The organism is Paenibacillus sp. FSL H8-0283 (assembly GCF_045040675.1).
In the GTDB taxonomy this organism is placed as follows: domain Bacteria; phylum Bacillota; class Bacilli; order Paenibacillales; family Paenibacillaceae; genus Paenibacillus; species Paenibacillus amylolyticus.
On sequence record NZ_CP150295.1, the window covers coordinates 6,226,788 to 6,247,715 of the forward strand.

Sequence of the window (20,928 nt, forward strand, 5' to 3'; positions counted from 1 at the left end):
TACATCCAGTATCTAATCAAGGAGGGATTGTACACATGAAACGGCCTTTGTGGCAGCTATGCTGTGTCGTACTGGGGCTATCCGTCATGCTTGCCGGCTGCGGTTCAGATCAGAGTTCTTCGCCTCCTCAGGGCAGTTATAAAGAGATGAAAACAATGGTTGTAGATATTTTGAAAAGTGATGAAGGCAAGAAAGCGGTGGAGGAAGCTCTTACAGGTCAAAGCTCATCCAGCGGAAGCAGCGGTTCTGAAGAAGGCGGCGGTTCGGGTGGTGCTTCAGGATCCATTGGTATGAAAATGTTAATGCCTGTGCAATCTTCGGAACAAATACGTATTGCAGTAAAAGATACCATCACAGCTCCCGAATATAAGAAGGAATTCGAAAAGATCATGACCGATCCGCAGTTTGCGGGTGAATTTGCCAAAGTGATCAACGCACAAAGTAAACAACTTCATATGCAATTGATTAAAGATCCCACATATCAAAAGTCTGTTGAAGACATCATGAAGTCACCTGAGGTATCCAAGATGTTCATGGATATGACGAAGACTCCCGATTATCGTAAACAGACGATGACTGTCATGCAGGAAGTGATGCAAAACCCGTTGTTCCGTATGGAAGTACTCACTTTGCTTAAAAAGGTTGTGCAGGAGGAATTACAACCCAAAGTAGAAAGTGGCGGACAACAGGGGCAAGAGCAAGGCGGACAGCAAGAGGGTCAGGGCGAAGGTGGTGGTGATGGCGGAGATGGTGGAAGCAGTGGAGATTCGGGCGGCGGATCATAAACAGTAGGTGTTACTACGCACCACAGATACTGAAAAGCCTGCATCCAAATGGACGCAGGCTTTATTTGTATTTATAACACTCATACCATTAGAATTTGGAGTCAATGGACCGGGCAACTTCATCGTAGATAGCCCCTATACGGGAATCTGCTTTGTAAACCGAAGGTGAGAAATCAGGCTCGGAAGGATGATTATCCGGCGTGCCTAATGGAATCTGGGCAAGCAGGCTTGTATGCAGACTTTCCGCAAGTCTTCCCCCGCCTCCACGACCAAAGACATAATCCTTCTCTCCGCAACTGCCACACTCATAGTACGCCATATTCTCAACCACCCCAAGCAACTCATGATCGGTCTGAATGGCCATCGCACCCGCACGTGCTGCGACAAAAGCTGCCGTTGCATGCGGCGTGGTAACGATGATTTCCTTACTCTGTGGCAACATCTGATGCACATCCAAAGCAACATCTCCCGTACCTGGTGGCAAATCCAGTAATACATAATCCAATTCGCCCCACTGGACATCCGTAAAGAATTGACGAAGCATCCGACCTAGCATGGGTCCACGCCAGATTACCGGGTTGTTTTCCCGAATAAAGAAGCCCATCGACATGACTTTGACGCCAAAACGTTCAACCGGTTGAATAACGCCATCTTCAACGACCGGATATTCTTCAATCCCCATCATGTCGGGTACACTGAAGCCATAGATATCCGCATCAATTAAGCCCACTTTCTTGCCTTGACGTGCCAAGGCTGCAGCCAGATTAACGGTTACCGTTGATTTACCAACGCCACCTTTACCACTGGCCACAGCAATAAAACGAACACCTGATTCAGGACTTAACAGCTCATGTCCATCCAGACCCGCTGCGTGACCTTTTACGAGCACTTCGTCCCGATCTGGCTCATTATCGGGTTGTCCCATATTCAGGCTCTCACGATCATGCTCAGAAGCTGCACGCACACGAATATGTACATCCTTCAGTCCGTGCTGGGACAACAGATTACGCGCTGCATCACTCAAAGCTGTTGTATCCTCAGGTCGATTTTCCAGTGTCACTATGGTCAGAGCCACATGATTTTCTTTCACCATAATATCTCGAAACCATTCCAGTTCGGTCAGACTTACTCCCAATTGTGGTTCTTGTAATGGCTGTAATAGTTCAAGTATCTGTTCTTTTGATAACATCAGACAGCACCTCAGCTTTATCTATTGGCATGTAATTAGGTATGCTGATCCAATTATATCATTACCTATCTTGTTCTGACTAACTTTTAGGCCGTTCTCCTGAGGAATATCTGAGAATTCCATTATAGATCGATGCAGCTACCTTGCGTTGATAAGCTTCGTCAGCAAGCATACGTGCCTCTTCCGGATGAGAAAGGAAACCCACTTCTACCAGCGCTGAAGGGATCTTCAGAGCCTGTAACAGATAAACAGTATTCACCGTTTTGGCGATTCGATCTGTATTCTCCAGATTACGAACCATCTCTTGTTGAAGCAGATTAGCCAAACCTTCGTTATCCGGATGGTTCGTTGTATAGAAAACCTGCGCTCCACTCCATCGGTTGGATGGGACACTGTTCATGTGAATGCTGATAAAGAGATCTGCTTGCTTATCCTCTATCCGTCGTACTCTTTGTTTCAGATCTTCCGTCTTGCGTTTGGAGTACCCCTTGGTGTCCGATTCCGCCAAATCAGTGTCTATTTCTCGTGTCATAACCACTAAGGCCCCTGCCTGTTGTAAATAATCTCTCACATACAGGGCGATAGACAGGTTGATATCTTTTTCAATAACCCCCTGTTTACTTACCGCTCCTCCATCTGGACCTCCGTGTCCTGCATCAATGGCAATGACTTTACCCGCCATCGGCAAACTCCAATAACCTGACGTCTTAGCGGAAGGCAGTTCATAGGACATTACCGCCACTAACATGGCCAGCAGACAGAGACTCAGCATGACCCTTTTGATTGTTTTTAGCCTAATCCAGACTACAAAGTGTTTCCCCATATTTTTACGCATAAAAAAACCACCTCGTCCCTATAAATGACTCTAATCATCTATATGGGACAAGATGGACAAATATACCGCTAGGACCGGACTTGCTCCGCCATTCCTTCAATCAGCACCTCAGCTACCTCAGGACGTGTAAATTCAGGTGGAGGGCACTGGCCGTCACGAAGCAACCCGCGTACTTTGGTGCCTGAAAGCGCCATATGATGTTCTTTATCATGTGGGCAAGTTTTGCTGGATGCCATGTTTCCACATTTGGTACAGAAGAAACTATGTTCGAAGAACAACGGAGTGATCCCCAGTTCCTCTGCTGTAAAGTTAGTAAATATCTCCTGTGCTTCATATGTTCCATAATAATCACCAACACCCGCATGGTCACGACCAACAATAAAGTGGGTACACCCGTAATTTTTGCGAACCATCGCATGGAAAATAGCTTCACGTGGACCGGCATACCGCATGGCTGCGGGGAACACACCAAGGAACGCACGATCAGCCGGGTAATAGTTCTCCAGTAATACCAGATAACTCTTCATCCGAACATCTGCGGGAACATCGTCCGACTTCGTCTCTCCAACAAGCGGATTCAGGAAGAGTGCATCTACAATCTCCATAGCGCTCTTCTGAATGTATTCATGAGCCCGATGGACCGGATTACGTGTCTGAAAACCAACTACGGTCTTCCAACCCTTCTCCTGAAAAATCTTCCGGGTATCTGCAGGATCATAATAGAATTCTTCGAATTTCGAAGGTTTTGGACGGTTCAACACTTGGATTGGACCTCCTACGTATGTTGCAGGACGCTCCAACAGTTTTTTAACACCCGGGTGCTCGGGATCATCTGTTTTGAATACACGCCGGGCTTCTTCACCCTGATCCACCTGGTATATACTTTGGACTTCGAGCAATCCATAAGTGACTCCATCTTGATCACCAACAAGTTTCACACGTTCACCAATCTGGAGGGATGCGGCTTGTTTATCATCAACAGCAAGTGTAATCGGTATACTCCAGACTGTTCCATCGGCGAGACGCATGCGAGACACCACCGAAAGGTAATCTTCCTCATTCAAGAAACCTTGAAGTGGTGAGAACGCACCTACACCAATTAGATCCAAATCTGATATTGTCCAGGTATTAATACGCAAAGAGGATAAGTTTTTACTGTCTTGCAACAATTGCTCCCGTTCTTCTCCTTGTACGATACGCTGAACCAGCGTACCTCCATGAGGCAGAATCGATGTCATCTTGTCAGCTCCTTGTATATCTATTATTTATGAAGGCCACATTCCGTTTTATCATTACCAGACCAGCGTCCGGCACGTGGGTCCTCGCCAGGCATAACTTGACGTGTGCAATGCTCACAACCAATACTTGGGTAGTTCTGATCATGAAGAGGGTTATATACAACGTTATTGTCACGAATATATTGCCATACATCCTCAGTCGTCCAGTGAGCAATCGGATTAAACTTCATCAGGCCAAATTTGGAATCATATTCAACCTTCTTTGAGTTTGCACGAGTTGGTGCTTGATCTCTGCGGATACCTGTAATCCATGCATCATACTGAGAAAGAATACGTGTTAACGGTTCGACTTTGCGAATGTTACAGCACCCATTGGGATCAGACTTCCACAACTCTTCACCGTGTTGAGCTGCCTGCTCTTCTGGAGTAATCTTAGGTGACACACGTACAAATTCAAGGTTGTAGTTCTCCTGCATCTTATCACGTGTTTCGTATGTTTCTTTAAAGTGAAAATCTGTATCCAGATAAAAAATATCTGTGGATGGGCTGATTTTCTGCACCATATCTACAAGTACAACATCTTCTGCACCAAAGCTACATGCAAAAGTGATATTTGGGAATGTTTCAATAGCATACCGAATAATATCCTCTGGACTGGCGTGTTCCAGTTCCTCTGCCTTCTTCCGTGCCAAATCTTCTTTCTCCAACAAGTTCATCTGTGAATTTCCCCCATTCTGCAATTCAACACACCTAAAGCCGACTAATCTAATATGAATTATGTTTAGTATAAATCTTTCATTGGGGATGTCAATGCCTGCCATATGGTAAAATAAATCAGTTTTTGCCCATTTTTTATCGTCGCTCTCAAACAATATTTTGGTTCAATTTATCCATTTCTCTGTTAATGAGATAAAAACAATGATGTTGGCCCAGGTCATTAGGCAGGTAAAAATACATCTCTTAGCCTGGGAATCCTTTGCTGTTACTGGGTTTGGACAGTTCTTGTCGTAAAGAACAGCATCAAAAAAACAACGGGTGATTGAAAATGAGGGAAGAAAAGCTAAAGTTTTAAGGGGAGCAACGTTGCGAATTTTAGCTGTTGATATGTAAGGGACTTTTATCGTTTCCATAAGAAATACTGATAGGGTTTGCACCAAAGAATTAAGTACAAAAACAGTAAGCCGAGTGCATTCAAGAAATCCCGCATGAGTTCTAATCGATGATTTTATAGGAGCTGTTATAAAATGTGTGGTGAGCGATGGGTGAGAGCGTAAGAGCAAATTCAATGATATAAACGATTAGAGAGGTTCAGTAAGATGTAGATGTATCAACGTACATATTATAGGACTGTATTGAGGGACATTAAGAGCACAATGAAAAGGCAATGAAGGAAAAATGCACAAGCACGGGGAGAGACATCAGAGATATGAGAGCTATCGCACAAACTAATATAATATATGGCGTAATATTCATGAATATAAAAAAAAGCCTTTGACCGAGGCCAAAGGCTTTTAATATTAACGTTTGGAGAACTGAGGTGCGCGACGAGCCGCTTTAAGACCGTATTTTTTACGCTCTTTCATACGTGGGTCACGAGTCAGGAATCCTGCTTTTTTCAGGGATGCACGGTATTCCGGATCTGCTTTGAGCAGAGCGCGGGAGATACCATGACGGATTGCGCCGGCTTGACCGGAGATTCCGCCACCATGAGCAATAACAAGAACGTCATAGTTGTTGAGCGTTTCTGTCAAGTTCAGTGGTTGTTTTACGATCAGTTTGAGTGTTTCCAAACCGAAGTATTCATTAATATCACGTTTATTGATGACAATGCGTCCTTCACCCGGTACAAGGCGAACACGTGCTACCGAATGTTTACGACGACCTGTCCCATAGTATTGTACTTGTGCCATGAAACTGTCCTCCTTTTAATTAACCGCGAAGTTCGTAAACTTCTGGTTTTTGTGCTGCATGTGGATGCTCAGTGCCTCTGTACGCTTTAAGTCTCAACTTCATTTTCTCGCCCATGCGAGTTTTAGGAAGCATACCGCGAACAGCCAATTCCAACATACGCTCAGGTTTGTTTTTAACCATCTCTTCAGCTGTAGTTACTTTCAAACCACCTGGGTGCATTGAGTGACGGTAGTATTTTTTACCTTGCATTTTCTTACCAGTCAATACGATTTTCTCAGCATTGATGATAACAACGAAATCGCCAGTGTCCACATGTGGAGTGAATTGTGGCTTGTGTTTGCCGCGAATCAAAGCTGCTGCTTCGCTCGCCAAACGTCCGAGGGTTTTGCCTTCAGCATCAATGATGTGCCATTGGCGCTCAACTTCGTTAGGCTTCGCCATGTACGTAGTACGCATGAAAAGTTCCTCCTTAAAATGTTCAAAATCATCATTTTCATTTATCTTCGTTCGTTAAGTTATAACTTTAGGTGTTGATGGATTGTAAATTTGATGTGAAACTCTTAATTGGGGCTGTGGGAAAGCCATTAAGAAAACACAACTTTTATATTACATGATAGGCGATTAAATCGCAAGTGTTAATTAAGCTTTTCACTCACCAAATTTAATCTTTTTTGTATTCAAGATCCCAGAGCATTAAACCGCAGCTAACTGCAGTAGGTCCTGCAGCAGATCGATTACATGCAGCAATCATATTTGGTACATCAGAGGCTTTCCGTTTGCCCTCTCCGATCTCCAGCAGTGTACCTACAATGATACGAACCATATGCTGCAAAAAGCCGTTACCACTCACATAAATGTGAATGACACCCTGATCGCGCGGATGGTCTCTACACATTGATCGGTCCACTTCCATCCATGCTTCGTACACCGAACGGACATGATTCTCTTTCTGAGACTTGCGTGAAGCAAAAGAGGTAAAATCATACGTCCCTATGAAATGTCGTAAGCCCTCCTGCATTGCCATAATATCAAGCTTCGCATGATGATGATATTGCAGTCTTCTGTTGAATACATCCGGAAATTGATTCGCATTGACTGTATAACGATACGTTTTCTTTTTCGCTGCATAGCGAGAATGAAAATCAGCCGAAACTTCAATCGCATCAATAACGACAATATCGGAGGGTAATCTGGAGTTGAGTGCAATACACCAACGTTCAATCGGGATCTGGGACTCCGTAGGAAAATTGAAGATTTGTCTGCGGGCGTGAACACCTGCATCTGTTCGGCCTGAACCTGTAATTTTAACCTTCTCACCGGTTAAAGCACGAATCGCATCTTCAAGATGATCCTGAATGGTATTCCCACCCGGCTGTACTTGGAAGCCGTAATAGGCAGTGCCATCATAAGTTAACGTCATACATAAGTTTCGCATTATTACCACACCTTTGTTCCATACTATACATATCCCTATCCCGAACAGCAAAAGAAGCCCCTTACGGAGCTTCTATTACAGCACGAATTCCGAAATGAAGAGAAAAAAAGGGTTAATCCAGAATCGTTGATTCTGTCCCCTTTCCTCATCTCATCTGTTTTACGCGCGGTCTACCAGTTCCAAGTAAACCATTGGCGCTGCGTCACCACGACGAGGTCCCAGTTTCAAGATACGAGTGTATCCACCTGGACGCTCAGCGTAACGACCGGACAATTCGCTAAACAGTTTTTGGATTGCATCTTGCTCACCATCGATAGTTTCGCGGCGAACATAAGCTGCCACTTGGCGACGGGCATGAAGATCTCCCTTTTTCGCTTTAGTGATCAGTTTTTCAGCAATAGAGCGAACCTCTTTTGCTTTCGCTTCAGTTGTCTGAATGCGTTCGTATAAGAACAGGTCGGTTACCAGGTCACGGAACAAAGCTTTACGTGCGCTGGAATTACGGCCCAACTTTTGGTATGCCATTGTTTTCCCTCCTTCACTTCAAGCACTCGGCTGTCTATTCTTCTGTACGGAGTCCCAAACCAAGTTCCTCAAGCTTCTCTTGAACTTCTTCCAAAGACTTGCGTCCGAGGTTTCGGACTTTCATCATGTCTTCTTCCGTTTTCGTAGTCAGCTCTTGCACGGTATTAATACCGGCACGTTTGAGGCAGTTGTAGGAACGAACAGAGAGATCCAGCTCTTCGATCGTCATTTCGAGTACTTTTTCTTTTTTGTCTTCTTCTTTTTCGACCATGATTTCTGCATCTTTCGCTTCGTCTGTAAGACCCACGAAGAGCATCAAATGCTCAGTCAAAATTTTAGCGCCGAGGCTTACAGCCTCTTCAGGACGAATACTTCCATCAGTCCAAACTTCCAACGTGAGCTTGTCATAGTTGGTCACTTGACCGACACGCGTATTTTCCACAGCGTAGTTAACGCGACTGATCGGGGTGAAGATGGAATCGACTGGGATGACGCCGATCGGCTGGTCATCGCGTTTATTCCGATCTGCCTGGACGTAGCCGCGACCGCGATTGGCAAAAATACGCATGTGAAGTCTCGAACCTGGTCCGAGCGTAGCAATGTGCAAATCCGGATTAAGGATTTCCACATCGGAGTCAGCACGGATATCTCCAGCCGTAATTGCTCCTTCGCCTTCAGCATCAATCTCGAGCACTTTCTCCTCGTCTGAATGAATCTTAAGCGACAAAGCTTTCAGGTTAAGAATAACCTCCGTTACATCTTCCATTACGCCAGGAACTGTAGCAAATTCATGCAGAACGCCATCGATTTGAACCGAAGACACTGCCGCACCCGGCAGTGACGAGAGCAAGATTCGGCGAAGCGAGTTTCCAAGCGTCGTACCGTATCCGCGCTCAAGCGGTTCTACTACGAATTTCCCATAGGTGCCATCATCGTTGACGTCTACCGTCTCAATTTTCGGCTTTTCGATTTCAATCACTGCAATACCCCTCCTTCAAAACGTCGGTCCTCTATGAAACATTTACCTTCTCTTGCGAAAACATGTAGTAGTATGCCTAAACAACCATTATTAGCAGATTGTGCCGGAAATATACCACACGCAGGGGCAAATCTCATTAGACACGACGACGTTTTGGAGGACGGCATCCGTTATGCGGGACTGGAGTTACGTCTTTGATCAGGTTAACTTCAAGACCAGCAGCTTGCAAAGAGCGGATCGCTGCTTCACGGCCTGCGCCTGGTCCTTTAACCATAACCTCAACGGCTTTCATCCCATGTTCCATTGCAGCTTTGGCAGCAGTCTCAGCAGCCATTTGTGCAGCAAACGGAGTCGATTTACGGGAACCTCTGAATCCGAGGCCGCCGGAGCTTGCCCACGAAATTGCGTTTCCGTGAGGATCCGTAATAGTAACGATAGTGTTATTGAAAGTGGAACGGATATGCGCCACGCCAGATTCAATATTCTTACGGTCACGACGTTTAGTACGTACGACTTTTTTCGGTTTAGCCATTTTCTCTTATCCCCCCTTATTATTTCTTCTTGTTCGCTACTGTACGACGAGGACCTTTACGAGTACGAGCATTCGTTTTCGTACGTTGTCCACGAACAGGCAGACCACGACGATGACGAACTCCACGGTAACAACCGATCTCCGTCAAACGTTTAATATTCAAAGAGATTTCTCGACGCAGGTCACCTTCTACTTTGACCTCTTTATCGATACTTTCACGCAATTTGCTGACTTCATCTTCCGTCAAATCACGAACACGAGTGTCCGGATTGATGCCTGTTGTGCTCAGAATTTTCTGGGAAGTCGTTTTACCGATTCCGAAAATATAAGTCAAGGCGATCTCAACGCGCTTATCACGTGGCAAATCCACACCAGATATACGTGCCATTTTACGCTACACCCCCTTCTTTAACCTTGTTTTTGTTTGTGTTTCGGATTTTCACAGATAACCATAACATTCCCTTTGCGGCGAATGACTTTGCACTTTTCGCAAATCGGCTTGACCGAAGGTCTTACCTTCATGTGAATTACCTCCTCAAAGTTTTGCTAAGCAAAACCCTCTTCGTAAGCATTGACCTTGTTCTACTATTGTAAAACCGGCTTCGAAGCTTTCGCAAGTTTTGCCGGGCAAAACCCGCTACATAAGCTTCACAGTTCATTGCAACTGTCTACTACTATTTACGGTAAGTTATGCGACCTTTTGTTAAATCATAAGGCGACAACTGAACAACTACTTTGTCTCCAGTCAGGATACGGATAAAGTGCATCCGCAGTTTTCCGGAAACGTGAGCGAGAATTTGATGACCGTTCTCAAGCTCAACCTTGAATGTTGCATTCGGTAGCGGTTCGAGAACCGTACCTTCCACTTCAATGACATCTTCCTTAGCCATTAGTCAGTCTCCTTTCTCTTCAGATTGAATGTTGGTGGATTCCAGAAATGAATGAACCGCGTAACGGAGCTTTCCATTTGTCACCCGACCACTCTCGTTTAAACTGTTCACAACCTCGCTGCTAATCATGGGCTGGAGCTCAAGATGAAGAAGATTCTTCTTCTTTGGTTGATCAAACTTACGTTTGTCTCCATCCGCAATATATACGAACTTACCGTCCGCTATAGCAACAATTACTGCGGCTTGGTCCGCATTGCGGCCTTTACGGATCTTCACAAGTTGACCGAGCTGCGGATTAGACTGACTGTTCATGCCTCATCACCTACGCATTCAGTTTCGTGAAAATTTCCATACCATCTGGTGTAACTGCTACGGTGTGTTCAAAGTGTGCACATAACTTACCATCAACCGTGACGACAGTCCAGTTATCTTCCAACGTTTTCACATACCGTCTACCTACGTTAACCATCGGCTCTATGGCCAGCACCATGCCCGCTTTAAGCCGTGGTCCCCGATCGGGAAGACCATAGTTCGGAATCTGTGGTTCTTCGTGCAGATCTGCGCCTATGCCGTGACCGACATATTCACGAACTACGGAGAACCCTTCATCTTCAATATATTTCTGAATCGCATGAGATATTGTAAACAAGCGAACGTCCGGTTTTACCAGCGCCAGACCTGCGTATAACGAAGCCTCGGTAACGTCCAGAAGACGACGGGCTTCTTCGGAAATACGGCCGACCGGATAAGTCCAGGCGGAATCTCCATGATACCCCTGGTACTGCGCGCCAATGTCAAACGTAACGATATCGCCCTCGTTCAACTTGCGTTTGCCGGGAAATCCATGTACCAACTCTTCATTGACTGAAGCGCACACACTGGCAGGGAAACCGTTATAACCTTGGAAAGACGGCACAGCTCCTTGACTGCGGATATATTGATCAGCCATATGGTCAAGTTCTCCAGTCGTAATACCGGGAGCGATATGCTCTGCCAAGAGACGATGCGTTTCCGCAACAATTCTCCCTGCTTCCCTCATCAAGCCCAGTTCCGTTTCGGACTTACCAATGATCATCAATTAACCTCTCAGTAAGGACACGATTTCTTGAGAAACTTGATCGATATCCTGTTCTCCGTTCATTTGACGAAGAAGACCTTTAGTCTCATAGAACGTGAGGAGTGGTGCTGTTTTGTTGATATACTCGTCCAGTCGTGTACCTACACTCTCTTCATTATCATCAGAGCGTTGATACAACTCACCAGTGCATTTATCACAAATACCTTCCTGCTTAGGCGGATTGAATACCACATGATAAGTGGAACCACAGTTTTTACAAATTCGACGACCCGTCAAACGAGCGAGCAATTTGTTGCGATCCACTTTCAGGTTGATTACATGATCGAGACCTGAGTTCAATCGATCCAGAATGCCATCGAGCGCTTCTGCTTGCGAAAGGGTTCTTGGAAATCCGTCCAAGAGGAAACCTTCTCTGCAGTCAGGCTGCTGCAAACGTTCTTCAACGATGCCAATGGTTACATCATCTGGTACAAGCAATCCTTGATCCATATATTCCTTGGCTTTCATGCCAATGGGAGTTCCCTGTTTGATCGCGAGACGAAATGCATCGCCTGTTGAAATATGGGGAATACCGAACTCTTTCACGATGACGTCTGCTTGCGTTCCTTTTCCTGCCCCCGGAGGGCCCATGAATAGGATGTTCACGTTATGTCACTCCCTCCAAGACTACCCTACATCAACAAACAGCACAATAGGTGCCGGCAAGTAAATCTTCACTCGACCGGTACCTATTGCCTATTTATTGATAAAACCTTTGTAGTGGCGTTTGATCAATTGGCTTTCGATTTGCTTCATCGTATCCAGCGCAACACCGATAACGATCAGGAGGGATGTTCCTCCAATTTGCGCAGATTGAGGCAAACCAGACAGTGCCCCCAAGATTACAGGCAGAACGGAAATGACTGCCAAGAACATGGCACCGGCCATTGTCAAACGAGTCATGACACGGGTCAGATATTTCTCGGTTGCTTTACCCGGGCGAATGCCTGGGATGTAACCGCCGTTCTTTTTCATATTATCAGCCATCTGCTGTGGATTCATCTGTACGAAAGTATAGAAGAATGTGAAACCGAAGATCATCACGACATACAACAACATACCCAGAGGTTTGTGTGTAGTCAGGTTCTGTCCGATCCACTGTGCCCAAAGGCGATCTGCCCAGAAGTTGGCGATGATCGTCGGGAACATCAACAGCGATGATGCGAAGATGACAGGGATAACACCTGCTGCATTAATTTTCAGCGGGATATGTGTATTCTGTCCACCGTACATTTTGTTACCTACGACACGTTTAGCGTACTGTACCGGAATTTTCCGAATCGCCTGCTGAATGTAAATGACCCCTATGATGATCAACACAATAACAATTGCGATGATAACACCTTTAAGAATATTCATAAACAGTTGGTCAGGTTGAATGAAGTCGGATTCGATCGTTTGTTTGATAATGTTAGGCACCGTAGATAGGATACCCGCAAAGATCAAGATCGAAATCCCGTTTCCTATGCCCTTCTCGGTGATCTGCTCACCAAGCCACATTAGGAATGAAGTACCGGCCGTAAGTACAATCGCGATCAAGATATAATCTGCAAATGTAGCGTTAGGAATCATGTCTGTATTGTACAAGCGGTTGAATCCGATCGACGTACCAAACGCTTGAATCAATGCCAGGCCAATCGTTAAATAACGGGTCAATTGTGCAGATTTCTTCTTACCTTGTTCACCTTGCTTTGCCCACTCCGCTAATTTAGGAATAACGTCCATGGAAAGCAACTGTACTATGATAGACGCAGTGATGTAAGGCACGATCCCGAGCGCAAATATCGAGAACTGGAAGAGCGCTCCACCCGAGAACGTATTGAGAAGTCCAAAAACTTCTTTACCCGCAGAATTTGTCGCTTCGAACACGTCTTTGTTAACTCCCGGTACGGGAACAAAGGAGCCGATGCGGTAAATGATCAGTACAAAAAGGGTAAATAATACCCTTTTGCGCAGATCTTCAACCCGCCAGATATTCTTTAGGGTCTTGAACATTAAATCACCTCGGTTGTACCGCCGGCAGCTTCAATTTTCTCAATAGCAGATTGAGAAAACTTGTTAGCTTTAACAGTCAGCTTCACAGTGACATCACCGTTACCCAGGATTTTGATTCCGGATTTAGCGTTTTTAACTACGCCGTTCGTCATCAAGAATTCTGGAGTTACTTCAGTACCCGCAGCAAAACTGTTCAGGTCTTCAGTATTCACAACTGCATATTCTTTGCGAGTTGGGTTTACAAAACCACGTTTTGGCAAGCGACGATACAATGGATTTTGTCCACCTTCGAAGCCTGGACGTACTCCACCGCCAGAACGAGAATTTTGTCCTTTGTGACCGCGACCTGATGTTTTACCTGTACCACTACTTGGACCGCGACCAACACGTTTACGTTCTTTGCGGGATCCAGGAGATGGTGAAAGCTCATGTAACTTCATCGTTCGTTGCACCTCCTTAAAGATTTGTGGGATTAACCCGATATTAAGCTTCTACTTCTTTAACAGCAACCAAGTGGCTTACTTTGTTAATCATACCACGGATGGCAGGATTATCGTTTTGTACCACTTTGCTATTGATTTTGCGCAAACCCAATGTTTTCACAGTTGTTCTTTGCGTCTCCGGACGTCCGATCAAACTGCGGACGAGGGTAATTTCTAATTTAGCCATGAGAATTCCCTCCTTAACCCAGAAGCTCTTCGACGGATTTTCCGCGCAGTTTAGCCACGTCTTCAGCACGCTTCAAACGGGACAAACCTTCCAAAGTCGCATTGACCATGTTCATGGAATTCGAAGAACCCAGAGATTTTGTCAAAATGTCACCTACACCAGCAAGTTCGAGAACCGCACGTACAGGACCACCAGCGATAACACCAGTACCTTCAGATGCTGGTTTCAACAGCACGCGTCCTGCGCCGAACTTACCTGTTACCAAGTGAGGAATCGATGTTCCTACGAGTGGAACGTGTACAAGGTTTTTCTTAGCGTCTTCAATACCTTTGCGAATTGCATCAGGTACTTCGCCCGCTTTACCGATACCAGCTCCAACCCAGCCGTTGCCGTCGCCGACTACAACCAGTGCGCTAAAGCTGAAACGGCGTCCGCCTTTTACTACTTTAGCTACGCGATTAATATTTACAACTCTTTCAGTCAGTTCCAAAGTATTCGGATCTACACGCAAGTCGTTAACCTCCTTTTGAAAAATATCTTAAAACTCAAGTCCTGCTTCACGAGCCGCTTCAGCCAATGCTGCGATACGACCATGGTACAGATAACCGCTACGGTCAAATACGATGTTGGAAACACCTTTGTCTTTCGCACGTTTAGCAACGAGTTCGCCAACTTTACGAGCTGATTCAACAGATGCACCATTTTTGATGTCAGTGCTCAATTCTTTGTCTACGGTAGACGCGGAAGCGATTGTTACACCAGCAACATCATCGATGATTTGAGCATACATATGTTTACCAGAACGGAATACGTTCAAACGAGGACGTGCTGCCGTTCCTTGGATTTTCTTACGAACACGAAGGTGTCTTTTCAGACGAGCCTTATTTTTATCTGGTTTCGTAATCATCTCAAAGATTCACTCCTTTCAGGTTACCTCGCTGGCTTCAAAGCAGAAGCCACGGGGTATATTAGAAACACACGAAGCAAGCAAGCCGAAAGCCGCGCAAAGGCGGTAAGAGAAATCTTATTTCTTCTTACCGGCTTTACCTTCCTTACGGATGATACGCTCGCCTTCATATTTAATACCTTTACCTTTGTACGGCTCAGGTTCACGTACGGAACGGATTTTAGCAGCGTAAGCACCTACACGCTCTTTGTCAATTCCGCGAACGATGATTTTTGTATTCGAAGGTACTTCGAATTCGATTCCCGCTTCCGGTGTAATTTCAACCGGGTGAGAGTAACCAACGTTCAGAACGATTTTATCTCCGGATTTGCTTGCACGATATCCGACCCCAACCAATTCCAGAGATTTCGCGAATCCTTCAGTAACGCCGCTCACCATATTGTTTACAACGCTACGCGTTGTGCCGTGCAAAGAACGGTGAGTTTTGTTATCGGAAGGACGCACAACTGTGATTTCGTTATTTTCAACTGTAACCTTCATGTCTTTATGAAGCTCACGAGTCAAAGTTCCTTTAGGTCCTTTTACCGTAATAACGGTGTTGTCCAGGGTGATGTCTACACCACTTGGTACTGTGATTGGTTTGCGACCAATACGAGACATATGTTGCACCTCCTATCTTGTGACGTTATATTACCAAACGTAGCAAACGACTTCTCCGCCGGATTTCGATTGACGAGCTTCTTTGTCCGTCATGATACCTTTAGATGTCGAGATGATCGCGATTCCCAGGCCACCAAGTACACGAGGTACTTCGTTGCTTTTCGTGTAAACACGAAGACCAGGTTTACTGATTCTTTTCAGACCAGTGATAACGCGCTCGTTATTTTGACCGTATTTCAGGAAAACACGGATAATCCCTTGTTTGTTATCATCGATAACTTCAGCGTCACGGATGAAACCTTCACGCTTCAGGATATCAGCGATTTGTTTTTTCATTGTTGAAGCAGGCATTTCTACCGTTTCGTGACGAACAGTGTTCGCGTTACGAATACGAGTAAGCATATCTGCAATTGGATCAGACATAGTCATTGTGAGTTAACCTCCTTCCCGTTCAGGACTTTTTACCAGCTTGCTTTTTTCACGCCAGGGATCTGGCCTTTATAAGCTAATTCACGGAAACAAATTCTGCAAATTTTGAACTTTTGCAGGACCGAATGTGGACGTCCGCAACGCTCACAGCGTGTATATGCACGTACTTTAAACTTAGGTGTACGTTGTTGTTTAACTTTCATCGAAGTTTTTGCCACTTAGCCTGACACCTCCTAAATAATTTCGGAGAAAAGGGAGTCTTTCCAGACACCCGGAAACGTTATGCCAACATTACTTAACGAAAGGCATTCCCATTTGCGTAAGCAATTCACGGGACTCTTCGTCTGTTTTCGCCGTTGTTACAATGACAATATCCATACCGCGGACTTTATCAACTTTATCGTATTCGATCTCCGGGAAGATCAATTGCTCTTTCAGACCCAGTGTATAGTTACCACGTCCATCGAAAGCATTACTCGATACACCGCGGAAGTCGCGGACACGAGGAAGCGTTACGTTGAGCAGCTTATCTAGGAAGAAGTACATACGCTCACCGCGTAATGTAACTTTCGCACCGATAGGCATATTCTCACGCAGTTTGAAACCTGCGATAGATTTTTTAGCACGAGTGATTACAGGTTTTTGACCCGCGATCAGTTGCAAATCGTTTACTGCAGAATCCAACACTTTAGAGTTTTGGACAGCGTCGCCCACACCCATGTTGATAACGATTTTCTCGATTTTCGGCACTTGCATTACCGTTGTATAGTTAAACTTCTGCATCAAAGCAGGAGCGATTTCTTGCAGGTAACGTTCTTTCATTCTTGATGCCATGAATCATAGCCCTCCTTTCTCATTCGGTTCAATTAGTCGATAATTTCTCCGGAACGTTTAGCAACGCGCACTTTCTTACCGTTATCCAAAACTTTGTAACCTACACGGGTTACTTTTCCGCTCTTCGGATCGATGTGCATTACGTTGGAAACGTGAATCGGAGCTTCCTTCTCGATAATGCCGCCTTGCGGATTTTGCTGGTTAGGCTTCTGGTGTTTTTTCACCATGTTAACACCTTCCACAAGGACGCGGTTCTCACGAGGATAAGCAGCGATGACACGGCCTTTTTTACCTTTGTCTTTACCGCTGATCACCATAACCGTATCTTCCTTTTTAACGTGAAGTTTGTTGTTATGGGATTCCAGAACTTTTTTCACTCTTGGCATTTCGTACACCTCCTGTTTCTAACATCACGAGATTAAGCTTTAGATAACTTCTGGAGCCAAGGAAACGATTTTCATGAAGTCTTTATCGCGAAGTTCGCGAGCAACTGGTCCGAAAATACGTGTTCCACGTGGGCTTCTGTCGTCTTTTACAACAACCGCTGCATTTTCATCAAAACCGATGTAGGAACCGTCTTTACGACGTACAGAACGTTTCGTACGAACGACAACCGCTCTAACTACATCACCTTTTTTGACAACGCCGCCTGGTGTTGCTTGTTTAACAGAACAAACGATCAGATCACCGATTTGAGCTGTACGACGTCCCGTACCGCCGAGTACGCGGATACACATCAGTTCCTTCGCACCGGAGTTGTCGGCCACAGTCAAACGTGTAAATGGTTGAATCATTTAGTATTCCTCCTTTCAGCAATGCTGCTGATGCATTAGATGATAACCGCTTTTTCTACGATTTCAGTAAGTCTCCAGCGTTTATCTTTCGAAAGCGGACGAGTCTCCATGATTTTCACCGTGTCACCGATTTTCGCAGTGTTTTCTTCGTCATGCGCTTTGAATTTTTTAGTAACCTTAATGCGTTTATGGTACAAGTTGTGTTTTTTGTAAGTTTCTACAGCAACAACAATCGTTTTGTCCATTTTATCGCTGACCACTTTACCAGTTTGCACTTTACGTGCGTTACGTTCTTCGCTCATTGTTGGCCTCCTTCCTGATTACGGACGGATTGTCCATCCTATCCCTAATTAACCGATTCCCAATTCTCTCTCACGGATAATGGTTTTAGCACGAGCTATTTCTTTCCGCACATCACGGATGCGAGTCGGGTTATCCAGCTGACCGGTAGCTAATTGAAAGCGGAGGTTAAAGAGTTCTTCTTTAAATCCGGCAATCTTTTGCTCGATTTCAGCAGAGGTTAGGTTGCGAAATTCACTAGCTTTCATTTGCTTCACCACCCAATTCTTCACGTTTCACGAACTTCGTTTTGATTGGCAGTTTGTGAGCGGCAAGACGCATTGCTTCGCGTGCAATTTCCTCCGGTACACCAGCAAGTTCAAACATGATCTTACCTGGTTTCACTACTGCAACCCATTTTTCTACGTTACCTTTACCGCTACCCATCCGAACCTCGAGAGGCTTTTGAGTGATTGGTTTGTCTGGGAAAATTTTGATCCAAACTTTACCACCACGTTTGATGTAACGAGTCATCGCAATACGAGCCGCTTCGATTTGACGGTTCGTAATCCAAGCCGGTTCCGTAGCTTGCAGACCGTATTCGCCAAAGTTCAGAGTCGTTCCGCCTTTAGCTTGGCCTTTCATATGTCCACGTTGTTGCTTACGGTGTTTTACGCGTTTTGGTACCAACATGATTAGTTGCCTCCTTCCTTAGCAGCTTGTTTCTTAGCCGTAGGAAGAACCTCTCCACGATAGATCCATACTTTTACGCCGATAAGTCCGTAAGTAGTATGAGCCTCTGCTGTACCGTAGTCAATGTCAGCACGCAGTGTGTGCAGTGGAACAGTTCCTTCGCTGTAGCCTTCAGAACGTGCGATCTCAGCACCGCCAAGACGTCCGCCTACTTGAGTTTTGATACCTTTAGCACCGGAGCGCATAGTTCTTTGAATTGCTTGTTTCAGAGCACGACGGAAAGAAACACGACGTTCCAATTGTTGTGCAATGCTTTCAGCTACAAGAACAGCGTCCAAGTCTTGGTTCTTAATTTCAGAAATGTTGATGTGTACTTTTTTACCGCCAGCAATTTTCGTAATTTGGTTACGAAGATTTTCAACTTCCGAACCACCCTTACCAATAACCATACCTGGTTTAGCAGTGTGAATCGTTACGTTTACGCGGTTAGCCGCTCTCTCAATTTCTACACGAGATAAAGCGGAGTCTTTCAATTTATTTTTCAGGAATTCACGAATTCTCACGTCTTCCATCAAAAGATCACCGAAGTCTTTGCCTGCATACCACTTAGATTCCCAGTCACGGATAATTCCGACACGGAGTCCGACTGGATTTACCTTTTGGCCCACACATTTCCCCTCCTTCTACTTCTCAGATACCACCAAAGTAATGTGGCTAGTACGTTTGTTAATACGACTTGCACGTCCCATTGCACGAGGGCGGAAACGCTTCATTGTCGGTCCTTGGTTCACGTAAGCTTGCGAGATAACCAATTTGTTAACATCCAAAGAATAGTTATGTTCCGCATTCGCAATAGCGGAGTTAAGCAACTTCTCAACGATTGGAGAAGCAGATTTCGGAGTGTGACGGAGAATGGCAACCGCCTCACCTACTTGCTTGCCACGAATCAAGTCAACAACGAGTTGAGCTTTACGAGGAGCAATCCGGATAAACTTAGCATGTGCTTTTGCTTCCATTGTGTAACCTCCTTTCAAACATTAAAGATATTCATTTATCTTCTTGTTTTCTTATCATCAGCAGTATGGCCTTTGTACGTACGGGTTGGAGCGAACTCACCCAGTTTGTGTCCGACCATGTCCTCAGTTACATACACTGGCACGTGTTTACGACCATCGTAAACGCCAAATGTGTGTCCGATGAATTGCGGGAAAATTGTAGAACGACGGGACCAGGTTTTGATCACATTCTTCTTACCTGAAGCTTCCATCTCTTCTACCTTTTTAAGCATGTAGCCATCAATGAATGGCCCTTTTTTCAAACTGCGACCCATGTGGAGATCCTCCCTTCAAACATAGCTATTATGCATCCGCAGATGCCTCACGAAGTTATGCACAGTGTGTATTACTTCGTGCGGCGGCGAATGATGTATTTATCAGAAGCTTTATTTTTCTTACGCGTTTTGTAACCAAGTGTAGGTTTACCCCATGGTGACATTGGCGATTTACGTCCGATTGGAGCACGACCTTCACCACCACCGTGTGGGTGATCGTTAGGGTTCATTACTACACCACGAACCTCAGGACGTTTACCCAACCAACGGCTACGACCGGCTTTACCGATTTTGATGAGCTCGTGGTCTTGGTTACCTACAGATCCGATTGTCGCGCGGCAAACTTTCAAAATACGACGAACTTCTCCGGAAGAGAGACGAACGGAAACGTATTTTTCTTCTTTACCAAGCAATTGAGCTTCTGTACCAGCAGCACGAACCAATTGTCCGCCTTTACCTGGTTTCAACTCGATGTTGTGGATAACGGTACCTACTGGAATGTTTTCGAGTGGCAGTGCGTTACCGATTTTGATGTCTGATTCAGGTCCGGAGAACACTTGATCTCCAACTTTCAAACCTTTAGGAGCGATGATATAACGCTTTTCACCATCAGCATAGTGAATCAGAGCGATGTTGGATGTACGGTTCGGGTCATACTCAATCGTAGCAACGCGGCCCGGTATTCCATCTTTAGTACGTTTGAAGTCAATGATACGGTATTTACGTTTGTGTCCACCACCATGGTGACGAACTGTAATTTTACCTTGGTTGTTGCGGCCTGCTTGTTTGCTCAACGGGGCCAACAACGATTTCTCCGGCTGATTTGTGGTGATTTCCTCAAATGTAGAAACGGACATGTTCCGTCTTGCCGGGGATGTTGGTTTATACTTTTTGATTGGCAC

Annotated in this window: 35 protein-coding genes; 1 reads left to right on the plus strand and 34 read right to left on the minus strand. The window is 45.2% G+C overall.

Annotated features, from left to right (window positions below):
- The first annotated feature begins 35 nt into the window (after positions 1-35).
- Positions 36-785 carry a spore germination lipoprotein GerD gene (gerD, locus tag MHI52_RS27430; RefSeq protein WP_076254717.1) on the plus strand — a complete coding sequence of 250 codons (750 nt, stop codon included), beginning with the start codon at positions 36-38 and terminating at the stop codon, positions 783-785.
- An 88-nt stretch (positions 786-873) separates the two neighbouring features.
- On the opposite strand, the gene MHI52_RS27435 is transcribed toward gerD, so the two are convergent.
- The 34 genes from MHI52_RS27435 to rplB all read right to left on the minus strand — a co-directional run bounded on the left by MHI52_RS27435 (position 874) and on the right by rplB (position 20,928).
- Positions 874-1,974, minus strand: coding sequence for an Mrp/NBP35 family ATP-binding protein (locus tag MHI52_RS27435; RefSeq protein ID WP_076254719.1), 1,101 nt, complete (start codon positions 1,972-1,974; stop codon positions 874-876).
- Positions 1,975-2,053: 79 nt separating this feature from the next.
- Complete coding sequence (gene cwlD, locus MHI52_RS27440) at positions 2,054-2,809, minus strand: N-acetylmuramoyl-L-alanine amidase CwlD (protein WP_036607212.1); 756 nt, start codon at positions 2,807-2,809, stop codon at positions 2,054-2,056.
- A 68-nt stretch (positions 2,810-2,877) separates the two neighbouring features.
- Positions 2,878-4,047, minus strand: a complete 1,170-nt coding sequence (gene sat / locus MHI52_RS27445) for a sulfate adenylyltransferase (RefSeq protein ID WP_036607210.1) — start codon at positions 4,045-4,047, stop codon at positions 2,878-2,880.
- Positions 4,048-4,070: 23 nt separating this feature from the next.
- Positions 4,071-4,763, minus strand: a complete 693-nt coding sequence (locus MHI52_RS27450) for a phosphoadenylyl-sulfate reductase (RefSeq protein WP_076254721.1) — start codon at positions 4,761-4,763, stop codon at positions 4,071-4,073.
- Between the two features lie 801 nt (positions 4,764-5,564).
- Positions 5,565-5,957: a 30S ribosomal protein S9 gene (rpsI, locus tag MHI52_RS27455; RefSeq protein ID WP_017692105.1), complete on the minus strand. Its 393-nt coding sequence runs from the start codon at positions 5,955-5,957 to the stop codon at positions 5,565-5,567.
- 19 nt (positions 5,958-5,976) lie between these two features.
- Positions 5,977-6,414, minus strand: a complete 438-nt coding sequence (gene rplM, locus MHI52_RS27460; protein WP_024633564.1) for a 50S ribosomal protein L13 — start codon at positions 6,412-6,414, stop codon at positions 5,977-5,979.
- A gap of 205 nt (positions 6,415-6,619) precedes the next feature.
- Positions 6,620-7,393 (minus strand): tRNA pseudouridine(38-40) synthase TruA, encoded by a 774-nt coding sequence (gene truA / locus MHI52_RS27465; RefSeq protein ID WP_076216861.1) that lies wholly within the window; start codon positions 7,391-7,393, stop codon positions 6,620-6,622.
- A gap of 159 nt (positions 7,394-7,552) precedes the next feature.
- Complete coding sequence (gene rplQ / locus MHI52_RS27470; protein WP_017692102.1) at positions 7,553-7,918, minus strand: 50S ribosomal protein L17; 366 nt, start codon at positions 7,916-7,918, stop codon at positions 7,553-7,555.
- A gap of 34 nt (positions 7,919-7,952) precedes the next feature.
- Positions 7,953-8,897 carry a DNA-directed RNA polymerase subunit alpha gene (locus MHI52_RS27475; RefSeq protein WP_017692101.1) on the minus strand — a complete coding sequence of 315 codons (945 nt, stop codon included), beginning with the start codon at positions 8,895-8,897 and terminating at the stop codon, positions 7,953-7,955.
- 136 nt (positions 8,898-9,033) lie between these two features.
- On the minus strand, positions 9,034-9,429 hold the full coding sequence (rpsK, locus tag MHI52_RS27480) for a 30S ribosomal protein S11 (RefSeq protein WP_017692100.1): 396 nt from the start codon (positions 9,427-9,429) through the stop codon (positions 9,034-9,036).
- Between the two features lie 19 nt (positions 9,430-9,448).
- Positions 9,449-9,817 carry a 30S ribosomal protein S13 gene (rpsM, locus tag MHI52_RS27485; protein ID WP_036607200.1) on the minus strand — a complete coding sequence of 123 codons (369 nt, stop codon included), beginning with the start codon at positions 9,815-9,817 and terminating at the stop codon, positions 9,449-9,451.
- A 20-nt stretch (positions 9,818-9,837) separates the two neighbouring features.
- Positions 9,838-9,951 carry a 50S ribosomal protein L36 gene (gene rpmJ / locus MHI52_RS27490; RefSeq protein ID WP_003333770.1) on the minus strand — a complete coding sequence of 38 codons (114 nt, stop codon included), beginning with the start codon at positions 9,949-9,951 and terminating at the stop codon, positions 9,838-9,840.
- A gap of 152 nt (positions 9,952-10,103) precedes the next feature.
- Complete coding sequence (gene infA / locus MHI52_RS27495) at positions 10,104-10,319, minus strand: translation initiation factor IF-1 (protein WP_017692098.1); 216 nt, start codon at positions 10,317-10,319, stop codon at positions 10,104-10,106.
- A gap of 3 nt (positions 10,320-10,322) precedes the next feature.
- Positions 10,323-10,631 carry a KOW domain-containing RNA-binding protein gene (locus MHI52_RS27500; protein WP_282320141.1) on the minus strand — a complete coding sequence of 103 codons (309 nt, stop codon included), beginning with the start codon at positions 10,629-10,631 and terminating at the stop codon, positions 10,323-10,325.
- 10 nt (positions 10,632-10,641) lie between these two features.
- Entirely contained in the window at positions 10,642-11,394 is a 753-nt protein-coding gene (gene map, locus MHI52_RS27505; RefSeq protein ID WP_076320288.1) for a type I methionyl aminopeptidase, read from the minus strand.
- 3 nt (positions 11,395-11,397) lie between these two features.
- The gene (locus MHI52_RS27510; RefSeq protein ID WP_405157997.1) at positions 11,398-12,042 is read right to left on the minus strand and encodes an adenylate kinase; all 645 of its coding nucleotides are present in this window, start codon (positions 12,040-12,042) and stop codon (positions 11,398-11,400) included.
- Positions 12,043-12,132: 90 nt separating this feature from the next.
- Entirely contained in the window at positions 12,133-13,431 is a 1,299-nt protein-coding gene (gene secY, locus MHI52_RS27515) for a preprotein translocase subunit SecY (protein ID WP_017692094.1), read from the minus strand.
- Positions 13,431-13,871, minus strand: coding sequence for a 50S ribosomal protein L15 (gene rplO, locus MHI52_RS27520; RefSeq protein WP_091020538.1), 441 nt, complete (start codon positions 13,869-13,871; stop codon positions 13,431-13,433). Before rplO ends, secY begins: the two co-directional genes overlap by 1 nt.
- A gap of 43 nt (positions 13,872-13,914) precedes the next feature.
- Positions 13,915-14,100 carry a 50S ribosomal protein L30 gene (gene rpmD / locus MHI52_RS27525; protein WP_017692092.1) on the minus strand — a complete coding sequence of 62 codons (186 nt, stop codon included), beginning with the start codon at positions 14,098-14,100 and terminating at the stop codon, positions 13,915-13,917.
- Positions 14,101-14,113: 13 nt separating this feature from the next.
- On the minus strand, positions 14,114-14,611 hold the full coding sequence (rpsE, locus tag MHI52_RS27530; RefSeq protein WP_017692091.1) for a 30S ribosomal protein S5: 498 nt from the start codon (positions 14,609-14,611) through the stop codon (positions 14,114-14,116).
- A 27-nt stretch (positions 14,612-14,638) separates the two neighbouring features.
- Positions 14,639-15,007 carry a 50S ribosomal protein L18 gene (rplR, locus tag MHI52_RS27535; protein WP_017692090.1) on the minus strand — a complete coding sequence of 123 codons (369 nt, stop codon included), beginning with the start codon at positions 15,005-15,007 and terminating at the stop codon, positions 14,639-14,641.
- A 117-nt stretch (positions 15,008-15,124) separates the two neighbouring features.
- On the minus strand, positions 15,125-15,667 hold the full coding sequence (rplF, locus tag MHI52_RS27540; RefSeq protein WP_017692089.1) for a 50S ribosomal protein L6: 543 nt from the start codon (positions 15,665-15,667) through the stop codon (positions 15,125-15,127).
- A gap of 30 nt (positions 15,668-15,697) precedes the next feature.
- On the minus strand, positions 15,698-16,096 hold the full coding sequence (gene rpsH / locus MHI52_RS27545; protein ID WP_017692088.1) for a 30S ribosomal protein S8: 399 nt from the start codon (positions 16,094-16,096) through the stop codon (positions 15,698-15,700).
- Positions 16,097-16,128: 32 nt separating this feature from the next.
- Complete coding sequence (locus MHI52_RS27550; RefSeq protein WP_013312154.1) at positions 16,129-16,314, minus strand: type Z 30S ribosomal protein S14; 186 nt, start codon at positions 16,312-16,314, stop codon at positions 16,129-16,131.
- A gap of 73 nt (positions 16,315-16,387) precedes the next feature.
- A complete protein-coding gene (gene rplE / locus MHI52_RS27555) occupies positions 16,388-16,930 on the minus strand; it encodes a 50S ribosomal protein L5 (protein WP_017692087.1) in 543 nt (180 codons plus the stop codon).
- Between the two features lie 32 nt (positions 16,931-16,962).
- Positions 16,963-17,316, minus strand: a complete 354-nt coding sequence (gene rplX / locus MHI52_RS27560; RefSeq protein ID WP_017692086.1) for a 50S ribosomal protein L24 — start codon at positions 17,314-17,316, stop codon at positions 16,963-16,965.
- Between the two features lie 39 nt (positions 17,317-17,355).
- Positions 17,356-17,724 carry a 50S ribosomal protein L14 gene (gene rplN, locus MHI52_RS27565; RefSeq protein ID WP_017692085.1) on the minus strand — a complete coding sequence of 123 codons (369 nt, stop codon included), beginning with the start codon at positions 17,722-17,724 and terminating at the stop codon, positions 17,356-17,358.
- A 35-nt stretch (positions 17,725-17,759) separates the two neighbouring features.
- Entirely contained in the window at positions 17,760-18,026 is a 267-nt protein-coding gene (gene rpsQ, locus MHI52_RS27570) for a 30S ribosomal protein S17 (RefSeq protein ID WP_017692084.1), read from the minus strand.
- 48 nt (positions 18,027-18,074) lie between these two features.
- A complete protein-coding gene (rpmC, locus tag MHI52_RS27575; protein WP_017692083.1) occupies positions 18,075-18,272 on the minus strand; it encodes a 50S ribosomal protein L29 in 198 nt (65 codons plus the stop codon).
- Entirely contained in the window at positions 18,262-18,696 is a 435-nt protein-coding gene (gene rplP, locus MHI52_RS27580) for a 50S ribosomal protein L16 (RefSeq protein WP_017692082.1), read from the minus strand. The genes rpmC and rplP overlap by 11 nt, the downstream gene beginning before the upstream one ends.
- A gap of 2 nt (positions 18,697-18,698) precedes the next feature.
- On the minus strand, positions 18,699-19,364 hold the full coding sequence (rpsC, locus tag MHI52_RS27585) for a 30S ribosomal protein S3 (RefSeq protein WP_036607182.1): 666 nt from the start codon (positions 19,362-19,364) through the stop codon (positions 18,699-18,701).
- A 15-nt stretch (positions 19,365-19,379) separates the two neighbouring features.
- Positions 19,380-19,712: a 50S ribosomal protein L22 gene (rplV, locus tag MHI52_RS27590; protein WP_036607180.1), complete on the minus strand. Its 333-nt coding sequence runs from the start codon at positions 19,710-19,712 to the stop codon at positions 19,380-19,382.
- Between the two features lie 35 nt (positions 19,713-19,747).
- Positions 19,748-20,026 (minus strand): 30S ribosomal protein S19, encoded by a 279-nt coding sequence (rpsS, locus tag MHI52_RS27595; RefSeq protein ID WP_017692079.1) that lies wholly within the window; start codon positions 20,024-20,026, stop codon positions 19,748-19,750.
- Positions 20,027-20,097: 71 nt separating this feature from the next.
- Entirely contained in the window at positions 20,098-20,928 is an 831-nt protein-coding gene (gene rplB / locus MHI52_RS27600) for a 50S ribosomal protein L2 (RefSeq protein WP_017692078.1), read from the minus strand.